We start from the raw sequence: 16,610 nt of genomic DNA, 5'->3' as shown, positions 1-16,610 counted from the left end.
TCAAGCCCACTGCCCGAACCCGTCGCGGTTCGGTAGGCCACTCCCAACCACTGTCGTGACAGCCAGACGGCGCCCACGCCCGACCCTTCCTGGGGCGGGTGAGCGTCTGAAAGCGAGTCACGACCATGACACTCCTTGATCTGCCCGCAGGGATCGACCTGTCGATCCTGCGTTCTCTGGCGAACGGCGTCCATCCCGCCGCCGACGTCACCCTTCCCGACGGGAAGGTTCCCGCGATCTCCTACCTGCGGGTCTCGACCAAGGACCAGGCCACCCGCAACGGGCTCGAAGAAGGCCTGTCGATCCCGGCGCAGCGTGAGGCCGCCGAACGCAAGGCCGACCAGCTCGGTGCGGTGATCGTGGCCGAGTTCATCGAGCCCGGCGAGTCCGCCAAGACCGTCAAGCGCAAGGCACTCCAAGAGATGCTGGATTACCTCGCGGCCAACTCCGTGCGGTACTGCATCATCAACAAGGTCGACCGGATCGCCCGGAACAGGCTCGATGACGCGATCATCCACGCCACCCTGCGCGGCAAGGGGGTCACGCTCGTGTCGGTCACCGAGAACATCGATGAGACCCCCTCGGGGATGCTCATGCACGGCATCATGGCCTCGATCGCCGAGTTCTACAGCCTCAACCTCGCCCAGGAGGTCACCAAGGGGCTCGTGCAGAAGGCGTCGATGGGCGGCACCCCGAACCGGGCACCGCTGGGCTACCTGAACATCCGCACCGTCGACGCGAAGGGCCGCGAGGTGCGCGACGTCGAGACCGACCCCGAACGGGCCGAGCATGTGCGGTTCGCGTTCACCGCCTACGCCTCCGGCAACTGGTCGCTGTCCAAGCTCACCCGCGAACTCGAAACCCGCGGCCTCACCACCCGCCCCACGCCCGCGTACCCGGAGCGGCCGGTCACCACGAAGCTGCTGCACAAGATGCTGACGAACCCCTATTACCAGGGCATCGTCTCCTTCCGCGGCGTCACCTACGAGGGCGCGCACGAGCCGCTGGTCACCCCCGAGACGTTCGAGCAGGTGCAGACCATCCTGCGGCAGAACAACATCATTGGCGACAAGCCCCAGAAGTACGATCACTACCTCAAAGGCTCGATCTACTGTGCCTGCGGTAAGCGGCTCGCGTTCGAGCGGCCCCGCAACCACCAGGGTGTGCTCTACGACTACTTCACCTGCACCGGCCGCCGCTACAAGCAGAACACCTGCCAGCGCAGCGCGCTCCTCGCACACCGCATCGAGGACCGGATCGAGACCGCCTACCAGCATGTCGGGATCAGCGACGACGACGCAGACGGCATCCAAGCCGTGCTCGGGCAGGTGTTCGACGCCCTGGCCGCATCCACCAGCGACGAGCGCGCCAGCCTCACCGCGCAGAAGGCGAAGCTCGAAGCCGAGAAGGTCAAGCTCCTCCAAGCCCACTACGCCGACGCGATCCCGCTCGACCTGCTCAAGTCCGAGCAAGACCGCATCCACGCCGGCCTCACCTCGATCGAGAGCCGACTCGACACCCTGGAGACCACCTACGAACAGGCTAAGGGAGGACTCGGCTCCGTCCTCGGCATCCTCACCGACCTCGGTGACCTCTACGCCAAGGCCGAACCCGCAGAGCGGAGGATGCTCAACCGGGCACTGTTCGACCGCATCACCGTCGACGACGAGGAGAACATCACTGCCACGCCCAAGCCCGCTATCGCCACGATCCTCACCTCAAACGCCAGTCGCAGCAACGAAAAAACCTTGCCCCGCAATGACACGGGGCAAGGTTCGAACGTTTCCGATTTGGTGGAGCTGAGGGGAATCGAACCCCTGACCTCCGCCTTGCAAAAGCGGCGCTCTACCAATTGAGCTACAGCCCCGGACCGCGGGCTGAAGAACACCCGCGGGGAAAACTTCAGTTCTTGCTCGCGGCGTCCGAGCCGGCCTTCGCCGGCGCGCTGCCGTTCGGGGAGACACCGTTCGCCGGACGCTCGGTCGGCGCGGTGGCTTCACGCCACAGGTCCGCCTCGGCCTTCGCGTCCCTGTTGCGCTTGATCAGGAAGAACACGCCGCCCACGACAACCGCGAGTGCCAACAGCTTCTTCACGGTGAAGCCCTCCTCGACAACCTGCTGACCGTGCACCAGTGATGTTACTGCACGACAGTACGCCCGCGTTTACGCGGTCCACCCCACGGGTAGCTGGCGACAGAAGGCGGACGAAATAGGAGGAATTGTCATGGCCGGCGGCGACAAGCAAGAAGGCATCAAGGGAGCGGTCGAGGACCTCAAGGGACGCGCGAAAGAGACCGCGGGCACTTTCCTCGGCAATGACGAGATGGAACGCGAAGGCAGCGCGCAGCAGGAGAAGGGCAGCGCGCAGCAGGCGGCCGCCGAGAAGCAGGAACAGGCCCAGCAGGCCCAGCGGGAAGCGAAGGAAGCCGAGGAGCGCGAACGTCGCCAACAGTAGAACCGCAGGTCGCAAGCCCCGGCCCCGCGGCTGTTCCACGTGGAACGGAAGCGGCTCAGTAGCGCATACCGGGCAATGGCAGCCGCCCCAGGGCCCACCCGGACACCTCGGTGAGCAATCCCCGCCAATGCACTCCCGGCTCCGGTCCGAGCCGACCGTCCCGCATGAGCCATTGCGTGTCGCGCAGGTGAATATAGGTCACCTCGCCGTGCACTTCTCCGCGATTCTGCGCGGCCCTTTTCTTGTAGAGGCCGGCCTGTTCCCGGTACACGTTCGCGATGTGATACGCCGCTTCCGAACCTTCCATTTCGACGAGTGTGGCGACCTCGTCCATCCATCGCGGTGCCGTCACGAGATCCCCCGAGATGATTCCCCCCGAAACGCTCAGTGTGACGCCCATGGCGAAGTCCTCCATCTGATTCGCCGCGTCCACGAACGCCTGCAACAGGAAGTCCGGTCGGGCCGCTCCCATCGCCCCACCTCCTCACCCCGAAGTCACGGACCGATTCGGGGAGCTACTACCCGTGCGGAACGCGCCCGAACGGAAACCCTGCCAGGATCACGCCTGTGACTGACGACGGATTCCTCGACCGAGTCTGGCCTCGGCTGGCCGAGCTGCCGGGTGTCGAAGCAGTGTCTCTGGGTGGTTCCCGAGCCGTCGGTGAGCACCGCGAGGACAGCGACTGGGACCTCGCGATCTACTACCGCGGCCAGTTCCACCCCGATCGGCTACGCGACCTCGGCTGGCCGGGAGAGGTCAGCGACCTCGGCGCCTGGGGCGGCGGTGTCTTCAACGGCGGCGCCTGGCTACGTGTCGACGACCGGCCCGTCGACATCCACTACCGCGACCTCACGGTGGTGGAACACGAGTTGGCGGAGGCCCGCGAAGGTCGTTTCCACGTCGAGCCGCTGATGTTCCACCTCGCGGGCATTCCCAGCTACCTCGTGGTGGCCGAGCTGACGCTCAACCGCGTGTTGCATGGCACGCTGCCCAGACCCGAGTACCCCGAGAAGCTGCGGGAGAGCGCGCCCGACGTCTGGTGGGGCATGGCCGACTTCACCCTCACCTACGCCGAGGCCGGTCACGCTCGACACGGCAGACTCACCCAGTGCCTCGGTCTCGTTGCGCAGGCCACGAGTCAGGCCGCGCACGCGGTGCTCGCCGCTCGCGGGATCTGGGTCACCAACGAGAAGACCCTGCTCTCCAAAGCGGGGCTCGACGGGATCGACGAACTGATGGTCGCCACCACACCGGACACCCTCGCCGATCTCGTGGAAACCGTCCGAGGCCGGTGCGCGGCCGCCGTGGCGGCCGCCAAGGCCGGACGGTGAGGGCGAGTCCCCGAAAACCGACCACGAAAACACCGAAGGCCGCTTCCCCGAGGGGAAACGGCCTTCGGTCTTCGAGTGGGCCCAGGAGGACTTGAACCTCCGACCTCTTCGTTATCAGCGAAGCGCTCTAACCGCCTGAGCTATGGGCCCTTGGACGCTGAACAGCTTACCTCAAGCCGATCAGCGCCCTTTCAGTGGGGTCACTCCCGTTCCGACAACGTGAGTTCCAGCCCGCCGGTGAGCCCGGCGCACACGTTGTAGACGAACGCGCCCACCGTGGTCAAAGCCGAGATCAGCACGATGTTCACCGCACCCACGATGGCCGCGGCACCGAACACCGTCCCCGCCGTGATGAGCAGTTCGTCGTCGGCGCCGTCGTTGGCCACCAGCGAGTTGTAGGTGCCGTTGAGGTTGTCCCACACCCCCATGCCGTCCAGCACCATGTACAACACACCGACGGCCACCAGCCAGACGAAGAACAACGCCACGCCCAGCACGAGCGACAGCTTCAGCACCGACCACGGGTCGACGCGCTTGACCTGAAGGTTCGCCCTTCGCGGCCCTCGCCCCGGCCTGCGGAACGCGCTCACCGACCGGATCGAACCGGACGTCTCGCCTCCACTGCCGGACTGCTGGGCCCGCTCCCCGGCGCCTTGGCCGAACAGCCCGCCGCCGGAGGCACCGCTGTGAGCCAGGGCCGGCTCCGCGGCCCCACCGCCCTGCTGGGGTGGCGGGGCGGCCGGAGGCTGGGTGCCCACCTGACTTGCCGGACTGGGTAGCCACTGGGTGGCGCGGTCGTCACCCTCCGACGAAGGTGTCGAGCTGTCCTGGGCCACCCGCTGCCACGGCGGAACCTCCTCCGTACTGGTGTCCGTTCCACCGGAGCCGCTCTGTTCGGTGTTGTCAGGTGGTGTCACAACCGGTCAGTCCCTCTGTCTGTCGCGAGCCACTACTGTTGCTCCGTGTCTGCGTCCGTGTTCGACACGGCATCGCCCTCGGCTTCGGTGCTCCCCGCACCCTCCACTTCCGGGACGTCCGACGGCCGGTCCGCGTTGCGCGCCACGGCCAGCAGGGTGTTCCCCTCGTCGAGGTTGATCAATCGGACCCCCTTGGTCTGCCGCCCGGCCTGACGGACCTGCGCGGCGGGTGTCCGGATCACCCCACCACTGGCCGTGATGGCGTACAACTCGTCGTCGGCATCGACAATGAGCGCCGTCACAAGCCTGCCACGTTTCTCATCGTGCTGGATGGTGAGCACGCCCTTACCACCGCGCCCCTGCACCGGGTAGTCCTCCACCGGGGTGCGCTTCGAGTACCCACCGGCCGTGGCGACCAGCAGGAACGTATTGGGCTTGACCACGTTGATGCTCAGCAGCTCGCCGCCGTTGTTGAACCGCATCCCGAGCACACCGGAGGTCGCCCTGCCCATCGGGCGCAGCACCTCGTCACTAGCGTGGAAGCGGATGGACTGGCCGTCCGAGGACACGAGCAGCAAGTCGTCCTCGGCGGAGGCGAGCACGGCACCGACGAGTTCGTCGCCCTCGCGCAGGTTGATGCCGATGAGTCCACCCGAGCGTGGCGAGTCGAAGTCGGCCAGCCGCGACTTCTTCACCAGCCCCTTCTTGGTGCCCAGGATCAAATACGGCGCCACCTCGTAGTTCGGGATCTGGATGACGCTGGCGATGTACTCGTCGGGTTGGAAGGCCAGGAGGTTCGCCACGTGCTGACCACGCGCGTTGCGGTTGGCCTCGGGCAGGTCGTAGGCCTTCGCCCGGTAGACCCGGCCCTTGTTCGTGAAGAACAGCACCCAGTCGTGGGTGGAGCACACGAAGAAGTGCTCGACGATGTCGTCCTGCTTCAGCGTCGCGCCCTGGACACCCTTGCCGCCACGCTTCTGCGAGCGGTAGAGGTCGGTCTTCGTGCGCTTGGCGTAGCCGGTCCGCGTGATCGTGACGACGACGTCCTCCTCGGCGATCAGGTCCTCGATCGACACGTCGCCGTCGTAGGGGATGATCTGGGTGCGGCGGTCGTCGCCGTACTTCTCGACGATCTCCTCCAGCTCGCTGCGGACGATGGCGCGCTGCCGCTCGGGGCGGTCCAGGATCTCCTGCAGATCGGCGATCTTCGCCTCGATCTCGGTGAGCTCGTCGATGATCTTCTGCCGTTCCAGGGCGGCCAGCCGACGCAGCTGCATGTCCAGGATCGCGGTGGCCTGGGCCTCGTCCACGCCCAGCAGCTCCATCAACCCGCTACGGGCCTCGTCCACACTCGGCGACCGGCGGATCAACGCGATGACCTCGTCGAGGTGGTCGAGGGCCCGGACCAGACCACGCAGGATGTGGGCGCGCTCCTCGGCCTTGCGCAGCCGGAACCGGGTCCGGCGCACGATGACGTCGATCTGGTGGTTGACGTAGTGCCGCACCATCTGGTCGAGGCGCAGCGTCCTGGGAACGCCGTCCACCAGCGCCAGCATGTTGACGCCGAAGTTGTACTGAAGCTGCGTGTGCTTGTAGAGGTTGTTCAGTACGACCTTCGCCACCGCGTCGCGCTTCAGTGTGATCACGATGCGCATGCCGCTGCGGCTGTTGGACTCGTCGGCGATGTCCGCGATGCCGGCGATCTTGCCGTCGCGCGCCAGGGTGGCGATGTTCTCGACCAGGTTGTCCGGGTTCACCTGGTACGGCAGCTCGGTGACCACCAGGGTGGTGCGGCCCTTGGCGTCCTCCTCGACCTCCACCACCGCGCGCATACGGATGGAGCCGCGGCCGGTGCGGTAGGCGTCGGCGATGCCCTGCGTACCGAGGATCAGGCCACTCGTCGGGAAGTCCGGCCCCTTGATGCGCTGCATCAGGGCTTCGAGCATCTCCTCGTCGGTGGCGTCCGGGTTGTCCAGCACCCAGAACACACCTTCGGCGACCTCGCGCAGGTTGTGCGGCGGGATGTTGGTCGCCATACCGACGGCGATACCCGAACCACCGTTGACCAGCAGGTTCGGGATACGGCTGGGCAACACGTCGGGCTCCTGGGTGCGCCCGTCGTAGTTGTCCGAGAAGTCGACCGTCTCTTCCTCGATGTCCCGCAGCATCTCCATCGCCAGCGGGTCGAGGCGCGACTCGGTGTACCGCATGGCGGCGGCGGGGTCGTTGCCGGGCGAGCCGAAGTTACCCTGACCGTCGATCAGCGGGTACCGCATCGCCCACCGCTGGGCGAGTCGGACCAGGGCGTCGTAGATCGCCGAGTCACCGTGCGGGTGGTAGTTGCCCATCACGTCGCCGACGACGCGGGAACACTTGTTGTACCCGCGGTCGGGGCGGAAGCCCGAGTCGTACATCGAGTACAGGACGCGCCGGTGCACCGGCTTGAGGCCGTCACGCACGTCCGGCAGAGCTCGCGACACGATTACGCTCATCGCGTAGTTGATGTACGAGTTCTGCATCTCCTGTTGCAGGTCAACAGGCTCGATGCGGCCGTGGTTGGTCGGCGGCAGGGTTTCTGTCACGGCTGGAAGTTCCTTTCACGCGGTCGGACGTCTGGCTTCACGCGGGTACTTGACGGTGACCCGGATCAGACGTCCAGGAACCGCACGCCCTTGGCATTGCGGGTGATGAACGAACGACGTGCCTCGACGTCCTCGCCCATCAGCACGGAGAACAACTCGTCGGCCTGCGCCGCGTCGTCGAGACTCACCTGGAGCAGCACGCGGTTGGCGGGGTCCATGGTGGTCTCCCACAGCTCCTCGGCGTTCATCTCGCCGAGACCCTTGTACCGCTGGATACCGTCGTCCTTCGGCAGCTTCCGACCCGCCTCGGCACCGGCCCGCAGGAGCCCGTCACGCTCCCGGTCGCTGTAGGCGTACTCCGGCTCGGAACGCGGCCACTTGATCTTGTAGAGCGGCGGCTGCGCGAGGTAGACGTAGCCCTGCTCGATGAGCGGTCGCATGAACCGGAACAGCAGGGTCAGCAGCAGCGTGCGGATGTGCTGGCCGTCGACGTCGGCGTCGGCCATGATCACGATCTTGTGGTACCGCAGCTTCGAGATGTCGAACTCGTCGTGGATGCCGGTGCCCAGCGCGGTGATGAGCGACTGGACCTCCTGGTTCTTCAGCACCCTGTCGATGCGGGCCTTCTCGACGTTGATGATCTTGCCTCGGATGGGCAGGATCGCCTGGAACCGTGAGTCGCGGCCCTCCTTGGCCGAACCACCCGCCGAGTCACCCTCGACGATGTAGAGCTCGCACTCCTCCGGGTTGCGCGAACGGCAGTCCTTGAGCTTGCCGGGCAGACCACCGATGTCCATCGCGCCCTTGCGGCGCACGAGGTCCCGCGCCTTGCGGGCGGCCAGTCGTGCCTGCGCGCTCGACACCGCCTTGTTGATGATGATCTTGGCTTCGGCGGGGTTACGTTCGAACCAGTCGGCCAGCCACTCGTTGCACGTGGTCTGCACGAACGAACGCGCCTCGCTGTTACCGAGCTTCGTCTTCGTCTGCCCCTCGAACTGCGGCTCGGCGAGCTTGACGGAGACGATCGCCGCGAGGCCCTCACGGACGTCGTCACCGGTGAGGTTGGCGTCCTTCTCCTTGAGCAGCTTCTTGTCACGGGCGTACGCGTTGACCACGCGGGTCAGCGCGGCGCGGAAGCCCTCCTCGTGGGCCCCACCCTCGTGCGTGTTGATCGTGTTGGCGAAGGTGTACACCGACGGGGTGAAGCCGTTGTTCCACTGCATCGCCACCTCGACCTCCAGGCCGTCGCCCTTCTGGTCGAACGAGATGACGCTGGGGTGGATGGCCTCCTTGGTGGCGTTGATGTGCTTGACGAAGTCCTCGAGCCCACCGGGGTAGTAGTAGGTGCGCTCCTTGATCCCGGCGCGTTCGCCGGTGGCGTCCGCGTCCTCCTCCTCGGTGACGCGCTCGTCGCGCAGCACGATGGTGAGGCCCTTGTTGAGGAAGGCCATCTCCTGGAGCCGCCGGGCCACCGTCTCGGCGTTGTAGGTCGTGGTCTCGAAGATCTCCGGATCGGCCCAGAACGTGACGCTGGTGCCGGTGCGGTCGGTGGGCCCCTTCTCCAGCAGCTCACCGGGCACCGACCTCTCGTAGTGCTGCACCCAGATCTTGCCGTCGCGGTGGACCTCGACGTCGAGAGCGGTGGACAGCGCGTTCACCACGGAGACACCGACACCGTGCAACCCGCCCGACACCGCGTACGACTTGCTGTCGAACTTGCCGCCGGCGTGCAACTGGGTCAGCACGATCTCCACGGTGGGCTTGCCGTGCACGGGGTGGATGTCGACGGGGATGCCCCGGCCGTCGTCCACGACGCGGACCCCACCGTCGGCCAGCAACGTGACCTCGACGCGCGTGGCGAATCCCGCCATGGCCTCGTCGACCGAGTTGTCGACGACTTCCTGGATGAGATGGTGCAGCCCACGTTCACCGGTCGAACCGATGTACATGCCGGGGCGCTTGCGGACCGCCTCCAAGCCCTCAAGCACTGTGATGGAGGACGCACTGTATTCGCTGTTGTTTGCTGCCACCGGCTGACTTCTCCTCGTCTCGCCCAACGGACGCCTGTGATTCAGGTCCTACGTTGGGCCCGAAGCTGATACTCGTTCCGGCACCAATCCGGCTTGCCTCCACAAGTTTACTTGGCCAGTCGCGCTTACAGGCACCAAGGACGGCCCTGGCTGCGTCACAGAGACGCGATTTCGGTCGAGCGCGAGTCCGGCCTAGGTGATACCGACACCGGCCCGCGCTGCGCGGTTTCAGACTGCGTAGGTGAAGGTGGTGCCGACCAAGTCGCACGCTGTGCTCGTACCGCGACTCAACCGTAGGTGTCGCGAGGACCCCTTCCGGGGATGTGCCGAGGCCCCTTGCGCCAACTCGGGGCCGTCGGCCCCTGAATCTTCATCCTGGTGACCACACCGTTTCCCACGCCCGCTGCGATTCTTGCCAGGAGCTGCCGTTGCAGCAAGCGCAACTGAGTGGCCCATGCGGTGGAACTCGCGCGCACGGTCAGCTCCCCGTCGTTCAACGCCACCGGCTGGGCGTGTTCGGCGACGTCCGCCCCCACCAACGTCGGCCACTGTCCGAAGACCCGGCCGTTCGCGAGCCGGGCGTTCCAGCCGAGCTGGCTCGACATCCTCGCGAGCAGACGACCGAACGGCTGCGGGTCCCGCTCGTCGAACCCCGGACCCGACCAACGGTGTCGGCGGGGGTTCTGGCCCGACAGCCCGGACATCGCACGGCCCCCGACCGGCCTCGCCCCCGGCTTGCGGAAGCCCGGCTCGGTCCCGCGCGCCGCGGCGCGCTCCTTGGCGGCGCGCAACGCGGCCCTGGCCAAGTCGCGCCCCTGTGGACGACTGTCCTCACGTGGCCGGGAGGCCTCCGAAGCGGGGTGACCCCCGGCCTCGTTCGGCCCAACGTCGTTGCTACGCTCTGTGCGACGTTCGGGCTTTTCGTCATCGACAGCGTTCACCAGAGAACCATTCGTTCCCTCCTCCGGACCTTCGGTCACCCGGAGTGGTAACGCGCTACCTGAGTTATCCACACTATCCACAGACTTATCCCCAGGTCGGTGGGTAACTCGCATGTCGGCCGTCACATTTCGTCGCGTGGGCTGTCCCCGATCAGTCACGGGTCACCTCACCCTCCGACACCCGGTAGCGCACTCCGTCGAGTTCGACGGGCACGTCACCCTCCACCGCGGCCGTCACCAACACCTGTTCGGCCTTCGTGGCCACGTCGGCCAACCGAGCACGCCGGCGGGTGTCGAGTTCGGCGAACACGTCGTCGAGGAGCAGGACCGGCTCCCCGCCCGCTTCGTCGCGCAGGAGCTGGTACGACGCCAGTCGAAGCGCCAGGGCGAACGACCACGACTCGCCGTGGCTGGCGTAGCCCTTCGCCGGAGCCCGGCCCAGCACCAGGTCGAGGTCGTCCCGATGCGGCCCCACCAGGCTCACGCCCCGCTCCAGCTCGGCGTCGCGCAACTCGCCGAGGACGCGCAGCAGCACTTCCGCCAGTTCCTCCGGCGTCACCCTCGGGCCGTCCGGGGTGCCGCTGCCCTCGGGCAACGCGGCACCGAGACTCGATCGATAGGAGATCAGCGCCGGTCGGGAGTCGGGCGCGACCTCGGCGTAGGACGAGGCCACGAACGGCGCCAGGTCCGCCACCAGGTTGAGTCGCGCGGCCAGCAGCTCGGCCCCCGTCGTCGCCAGGTGGTTGTCCCACACCTGCAGCGTCGAGGCCGCGTAGGGGTCTTCCTCACCGCGACCGCGGCGGGACCTGCCCAGGCTCTTCAACAGCGCGTTCCGCTGGCGCAACACCCGGTCGTACTCCGAGCGCACTCCCGCGTATCTCGGGGCACGCTGCACGAGCAGCTCGTCGAGGAATCGTCGCCGTTCGGAGGGGTCGCCTCGCACGAGCGCCAGGTCCTCGGGCGAGAACAGCACCGTCCGCAAGATGCCCAGTACGTCGCGCGGTTTGCCGACGGCGCCCCGGTTGATCCGCGCCCGGTTCGCTCGGCCCGGCGCGATCTCCAGCTCCACGGTGAGTTCCCGGCCCTCGTTGACCACGGCCGCACGCACCAGAGCTCGGTCGCACCCGTGCCGCACCAGCGGAGCGTCCGTGGCGACCCGGTGTGAGGAGAGCGTCGCGATGTACCCGATCGCTTCGAGCAGGTTGGTCTTTCCCCGCCCGTTGGGACCCACCAACACGGTGGGCCCCGCCCGGAGCGGAAGATCGACGTGCTCCCACGACCGGAAGTCGGTCACCTGGAGGTGCCGTAGGTACACCTAGCCGGATACCTTCTTCGTCTTGACGGCGTGTCCGCCGAACTGTTCCCGAAGCGCCGCGACGGCACGCATCGCCGGCGAGTCCTCCTGTCGTGACGCGAAGCGCGCGAACAGCGCCGCGGAGATCACCGGCGCGGGAACGGCGTTGTTGATGGCCTCCTCCACCGTCCACCGGCCTTCGCCCGAGTCCTCCACGTAACCTTCGAGGTCGGCCAGCTCGGGGTCCTCCTCCAAGGCGTTGACCAGGAGTTCGAGCAGCCACGAACGCACCACGGTGCCCCGCTGCCACGCCTTGATCACGGCGGGCACGTTCTCCACGACCTTCGAGGCGTCGAGCAGTTCGAAGCCCTCGGCGTAGGCCTGCATGAGCCCGTACTCGATGCCGTTGTGCACCATCTTCGCGTAGTGTCCGGCCCCGACCCCGCCGGCGTGGGCGAAGCTCTCCTCACGCGGCCCCTCGGGACGCAGGGCGTCGAAAAACGGCATCGCGCGTTCGACGTCGGCCTTGTCACCGCCGACCATGAGGCCGTATCCGTTCTCCTTGCCCCACACCCCGCCGGAGACCCCGACGTCGAGGTAGCTCACCCCGTGACGGCCGAGCAGTTCGGCGTTGCGGGCGTCGTCGGTGTAGCGGGAGTTGCCGCCGTCGATCACCAAGTCGCCTTCGGCGAGCAGCTCCGCGAGTTCGGCGATGGTCTGCCGGGTCGGCTCACCGGCGGGCACCATCACCCAGACCGTCCGGGGCGCGGAGAGCGCCGAGACCAGCTCCTGCAGCGAGGCGACATCACTGACCTCGGCGTTGCGGTCGTAGCCCACCACCTCGTGACCGGCCGCGCGAAGACGCTCCCGCATGTTGAAGCCCATCTTGCCCAGACCGACGAGTCCAAGCTGTGCCATTACGCATGGTCCCCTTTCAGGCGTGCCGCTGCTCAGCCGGGAAGCCGCACCGGCATCAACAAGTAGAGATATCCGGGCACGACGTCACCGTTGTCGTCGGCAGGTTTGATCAGTGCGGGTCGATTCGGCGTCGTGAACGTCAGTTCGGCCCGCTCGGCGTGCAAGGCGCCGAGTCCGTCGACGAGGTAGGTGGGGTTGAACGCGATGATCACCGGTTCCCCCTCGTAGTCGACGGGAAGCTCTTCTTCCGCGCTGCCTTCGTCGTCGCCACCCGCCGAGAGCCGCAGTGAGCTGTCCGTGAACTCCAACCTGACCTGAGTGCCCCGCTCGGCGACCAGTGACACACGCTTGATCGCCTCGATGAGCGCGGGAACGTGCAGGATCGCCCGAGAGGAGTGCTCGGACGGTAGCAGCTGTCGATAGGGCGGGAACTCCGCATCGAGCAGGCGGGTGGTGGTGAACTTGCCCCCGCCGGAGAGCCCGAGCAGACCGTCGCCGCCCGCCAGGCCGATCTGCACCGTGGTCCCGGCCGAACCCAACGACTTGGCCGCGTCGGCGAGCGTCCGCGCGGGGACGAGCACGGCGGAGTCGGAGATGCCGTCGGCGGGCTGCCAGTCGAACTCTCGCATGGCGAGCCGGAACCGGTCGGTGGCGACGAGGGTCAGCGTGGTGCCGGTGATCTCGACGCGCATACCGGTGAGCATGGGCAGGGTGTCGTCCTTGCCCGCCGCGACCGCCACCTGGGCGACGGCCTGGGCGAAGGCGTCGCCCGCCACCTCGCCGGCGAGCTCGGGCTGCGCGGGGAGTTGCGGGTAGTCCTCCACCGGCATGGTCGGCAGGCTGAAGCGAGCGCTTCCGCACGTGATGGTGGCGCGAGCTCCTTCGACGGAGATGTCGACGGGCTGGGCGGGCAGGGCCTTGGTGATGTCGGCGAGCAACCGGCCCGACACGAGCGTGCGGCCTTCGTCGGAAACGGTTGCGGGCACGCCCACGGTGGCCGAGACCTCGTAGTCGAATCCCGAGACGGTCAGGGCCTCGGTGCCACCCCCCGTGTCGAGCAGGACACCACCGAGTACGGGAACGGGCGGCCTCGACGGCAGACTCCGGGCCACCCATGCGACGGCATCGGCCAGTCCGTCGCGCTCGACGCGGATCTTCATGCGCCCATCCTTTCGACAACCGAGCCGGTTGGAGCTCGTGGGATCGCAACCGCCGGTGGATGACTCCCGGCGAGGCTTGTGGGTCCGCACGACGACGGATCACGTTGACCACGGATGACAGCCGTGAGCCATCGAGCGCACCGACGTGTGGACTTCCACGGTAGAGCGTGCTGACTTGCGGCCTCACCTCGGGCCACGGGTTCTCCGAGGCCTCCGGGGGGCCGGAAGCAGCGAGTTGTCCCCGGGTTCGCGCCGAGCCTGTTTTTCTTCTTTTCTTCTCCATCGAAGAAAAATTCAGCCGTAGTAGTAAGGGCTGTGGATTGTGTGGATAACGCCCGTTGCCGCAGGTCATTAGCCAAATCGGCGTGTGGACAACCCGGGGATGTCTCCGTGGACAACTCGGGGTGCGTGTGGATGAACGGGTGCCAACAACGAACTATCCACACCCCGGTCGAGTTGTCCACAGCTCTATCCACAGATTTGGGCCGAGTTGTACCCGGGCTGTCCACCTCTCGCCCACAGCTCCGCCACCGGAACGAGTGACGGAACCCTCGATGTGGACAGAAGTGGGGACAACCCTGTGGAGTATCTGTGGAAAGACTGTGGACTACTGTGGACAAACGATCACTTTCCCTGGTCTTCGCCCCCATCCACATGTGTAACACTCGATCGGGTAGTCCTGTGGATAACTCGGAAACCAGCACGCGAGCTTTTTTTGCCGAAGTGGGCGAGCCGGTGCCCCGATCGCATGGGGCGGACAGAAAGAACCGCGCCCGACCGAAGTCCGGGCGCGGTGTCCGAGGGGGAAACGCTACGGCGTCACTGACGGGCGCGCTGCTTGATGCGGGAGGTCAGCTCCTGCACCTGGTCGTAGATCCGACGCCGTTCCGCCATCTCCTTGCGGATCTTCTTGTCCGCATGCATCACCGTGGTGTGGTCGCGGCCCCCGAAGGCCTGCCCGATCCGAGGCAACGACATGTCGGTGAGTTCCCGGCACAGGTACATCGCGATCTGCCGGGCCGTGGCCAGGGCCTTGGTCTTGCCGGGGCCACAGAGGTCCTCCACCGTGACGTCGAAGAACTCCGCCGTCACGCGCATGATCGTCGACGCACTGATCTCGGGCGCCTGGGAATCGGCGGGAATGAGGTCACGGAGCACGATCTCCGCGAGTCCCACGTCCACGGGCTGCTGGTTCAACGAGGCGAACGCCGTCACACGGATCAGCGCGCCCTCCAGCTCGCGGATGTTCGCCTCGATGCGGGCCGCGATGAACTCCAGCACCTCACCCGGCACGGCCAACCGGTCCTGCGCGGCCTTCTTGCGCAGGATGGCGATGCGGGTCTCCAACTCCGGCGGCTGGATGTCGGTGATCAACCCCCACTCGAACCGTGTGCGGAGCCGCTCCTCCAGCGTCTCCAACCGCTTCGGTGGCCGGTCGGATGACACGACGATCTGCTTGTTCGCGTTGTGCAGCGTGTTGAAGGTGTGGAAGAACTCCTCCTGAGTACCTTCCTTGCCCTCCAGGAACTGGATGTCGTCGACCAGCAGGATGTCGATGTCGCGGTACCGGCGTTGGAACGCCACCTTGCGGTCGTCGCGGAGGGAGTTGATGAAGTCGTTGGTGAACTCCTCCGTTGACACGTACCGCACCCGCATCCCGGGGAACAGCCGTTGCGCGTAGTGTCCGACCGCGTGCAGTAGGTGTGTCTTGCCCAGTCCGGACTCGCCCCAGACGAACAACGGGTTGTAGGCCCGAGCCGGTGCCTCCGCGACGGCGACGGCCGCCGCGTGCGCGAAGCGGTTGGAAGCCCCGATGACGAACGTGTCGAAGTTGTACTTCTCGTTCAGCCGGGTCTTCGACGTCTGAGGCTGCGCCGGAGCGGTGTAGGGCTGGCCGGCGATCGGTTGTTGGGTCGACCCCGAGAAGGTCGGCCAGATCTCGTGGACCGCCGCCAGGGCCTCGCCTTCCTCGTCGACCTCTTCGTCGCCGTCGTCGCCTTCGGCGGAGGGCTTGGGATGAGGAGCCGGCGGCTGCGCCGGGGGCCCGGCCGGGCGAGGTGGCGGATGCGCCGCCGGCATCGTCGGTGGCCGGTGGTTCAGGCCCGGAATCCGCGGTTCGACCGTCTCGGTACGGGGCCGGACAGCCGGGATGATGATGGTGTCCTCGCCCGACGGCATCGGGGGCCGTTCCGGAGGCGGTCCGACCGGCGCCGGTCCGTAGTGGCCGGCGGGTGGCGCGGGCGAGACGGACGGCGCGGGACCGCTCGGCGGAGCGGGCGGTGGAGGCGGCGCGCTCTCGGTGGTGTCGACTTTCACCGCGAGGGACACCTCACGTCCGAGGTGACGGGACAGCGCCGAGGTGATGGGCTCGCGCAGTGCGCGTTCGATGGCCTCCTTGGCGAAGTCGCTCGGAGCGGCCAGCAGAGCCGTGCCGTCCAGGAGACCGATGGGACGAGTCACCCGCATCCACGCACGTTGTTGCGGGGACAACGTTCCCTCGGAGAGCTCCGCGACAACCTGTTCCCAGACAACAGCCAGATTCAGCTGGTGCTCAGACACGCTGCTCCGCTCCCCTCCCCTCGACCTTTCTCCCCTCGACGGCTCGGCGGAGCGTCACGGCAGGTCGGCGTGGCCACCCGCGTACGCAGCAGGTATCCACATAGTTATCCACAACTGTGCACCAATGTACGCGCGACCCGCGGACCCTCCACCCCACGGGATCATGGTTCGCCCCGGAACGAGTCTCCCACTCCTGTGACCGCACTCCACGCCCCGGTGGGTTCGTCGAAGTCCGAGGAGGGGCACGCTAACAAGCCGTGCGCGATGCCACAAGGCGGGCGTGAGGGCAAGGAAAGCACGGGTCTTGGCGTGTCGCCAGTGGTGTTCTGCGAACGGGTGACGCGAGTGCCCGACCGACCGCGTCGAAACCTCGCCGAAGCCGCAGACAGGGGGCGGTGTCGCAGGCCGGATGGCCGCTCACG

12 protein-coding genes, 2 tRNA genes and 1 pseudogene are annotated in these 16,610 nt (G+C 67.0%); 3 read left to right on the top strand and 12 right to left on the bottom strand.

Annotated features, from left to right (window positions below):
• Positions 1–125 precede the first annotated feature (125 nt).
• Positions 126–1,211: pseudogene (locus SACGLDRAFT_RS23040) on the top strand (recombinase family protein); the annotation flags it as partial.
• A gap of 580 nt (positions 1,212–1,791) precedes the next feature.
• Here the strand turns inward: SACGLDRAFT_RS23040 and SACGLDRAFT_RS00070 are convergent.
• Together SACGLDRAFT_RS00070 and SACGLDRAFT_RS00065 are read right to left on the bottom strand one after the other, a co-directional pair.
• Positions 1,792–1,867, bottom strand: a tRNA-Ala gene (locus tag SACGLDRAFT_RS00070).
• A 35-nt stretch (positions 1,868–1,902) separates the two neighbouring features.
• Positions 1,903–2,094, bottom strand: coding sequence for a DLW-39 family protein (locus SACGLDRAFT_RS00065; RefSeq protein ID WP_005460704.1), 192 nt, complete (start codon positions 2,092–2,094; stop codon positions 1,903–1,905).
• Positions 2,095–2,224: 130 nt separating this feature from the next.
• Here SACGLDRAFT_RS00065 and SACGLDRAFT_RS00060 point away from each other — a divergent pair, with 130 nt between their 5' ends.
• On the top strand, positions 2,225–2,455 hold the full coding sequence (locus SACGLDRAFT_RS00060; protein ID WP_005460703.1) for a CsbD family protein: 231 nt from the start codon (positions 2,225–2,227) through the stop codon (positions 2,453–2,455).
• 55 nt (positions 2,456–2,510) lie between these two features.
• Here the strand turns inward: SACGLDRAFT_RS00060 and gvpU are convergent, their stop codons facing one another.
• Positions 2,511–2,927 (bottom strand): gas vesicle accessory protein GvpU, encoded by a 417-nt coding sequence (gene gvpU / locus SACGLDRAFT_RS00055; RefSeq protein WP_005460702.1) that lies wholly within the window; start codon positions 2,925–2,927, stop codon positions 2,511–2,513.
• Between the two features lie 95 nt (positions 2,928–3,022).
• Here gvpU and SACGLDRAFT_RS00050 point away from each other — a divergent pair, with 95 nt between their 5' ends.
• Positions 3,023–3,787, top strand: a complete 765-nt coding sequence (locus SACGLDRAFT_RS00050) for a nucleotidyltransferase domain-containing protein (protein ID WP_005460701.1) — start codon at positions 3,023–3,025, stop codon at positions 3,785–3,787.
• 76 nt (positions 3,788–3,863) lie between these two features.
• Here the strand turns inward: SACGLDRAFT_RS00050 and SACGLDRAFT_RS00045 are convergent.
• From SACGLDRAFT_RS00045 to dnaA, 9 genes are all read right to left on the bottom strand, one after another.
• Positions 3,864–3,937, bottom strand: a tRNA-Ile gene (locus SACGLDRAFT_RS00045).
• Between the two features lie 50 nt (positions 3,938–3,987).
• Positions 3,988–4,704 carry a DUF3566 domain-containing protein gene (locus SACGLDRAFT_RS00040; RefSeq protein WP_005460700.1) on the bottom strand — a complete coding sequence of 239 codons (717 nt, stop codon included), beginning with the start codon at positions 4,702–4,704 and terminating at the stop codon, positions 3,988–3,990.
• A 32-nt stretch (positions 4,705–4,736) separates the two neighbouring features.
• Positions 4,737–7,286, bottom strand: a complete 2,550-nt coding sequence (gene gyrA / locus SACGLDRAFT_RS00035) for a DNA gyrase subunit A (protein WP_005460697.1) — start codon at positions 7,284–7,286, stop codon at positions 4,737–4,739.
• Positions 7,287–7,351: 65 nt separating this feature from the next.
• Positions 7,352–9,316 (bottom strand): DNA topoisomerase (ATP-hydrolyzing) subunit B, encoded by a 1,965-nt coding sequence (gene gyrB / locus SACGLDRAFT_RS00030; RefSeq protein WP_005460696.1) that lies wholly within the window; start codon positions 9,314–9,316, stop codon positions 7,352–7,354.
• Positions 9,317–9,603: 287 nt separating this feature from the next.
• Complete coding sequence (locus tag SACGLDRAFT_RS22420; RefSeq protein ID WP_005460695.1) at positions 9,604–10,122, bottom strand: DciA family protein; 519 nt, start codon at positions 10,120–10,122, stop codon at positions 9,604–9,606.
• 286 nt (positions 10,123–10,408) lie between these two features.
• On the bottom strand, positions 10,409–11,572 hold the full coding sequence (recF, locus tag SACGLDRAFT_RS00020; protein WP_005460694.1) for a DNA replication/repair protein RecF: 1,164 nt from the start codon (positions 11,570–11,572) through the stop codon (positions 10,409–10,411).
• On the bottom strand, positions 11,573–12,469 hold the full coding sequence (gene gnd, locus SACGLDRAFT_RS00015; protein WP_005460693.1) for a phosphogluconate dehydrogenase (NAD(+)-dependent, decarboxylating): 897 nt from the start codon (positions 12,467–12,469) through the stop codon (positions 11,573–11,575).
• 32 nt (positions 12,470–12,501) lie between these two features.
• Positions 12,502–13,629, bottom strand: coding sequence for a DNA polymerase III subunit beta (dnaN, locus tag SACGLDRAFT_RS00010; RefSeq protein ID WP_005460692.1), 1,128 nt, complete (start codon positions 13,627–13,629; stop codon positions 12,502–12,504).
• Between the two features lie 819 nt (positions 13,630–14,448).
• Positions 14,449–16,188 (bottom strand): chromosomal replication initiator protein DnaA, encoded by a 1,740-nt coding sequence (dnaA, locus tag SACGLDRAFT_RS00005; protein ID WP_005460691.1) that lies wholly within the window; start codon positions 16,186–16,188, stop codon positions 14,449–14,451.
• Positions 16,189–16,610 lie beyond the last annotated feature (422 nt).

Origin of the sequence: Saccharomonospora glauca K62 (genome assembly GCF_000243395.2) — a bacterium.
GTDB classification, from domain to species: domain Bacteria; phylum Actinomycetota; class Actinomycetes; order Mycobacteriales; family Pseudonocardiaceae; genus Saccharomonospora; species Saccharomonospora glauca.
This window is presented reverse-complemented; position numbering and strand designations above follow the sequence as displayed.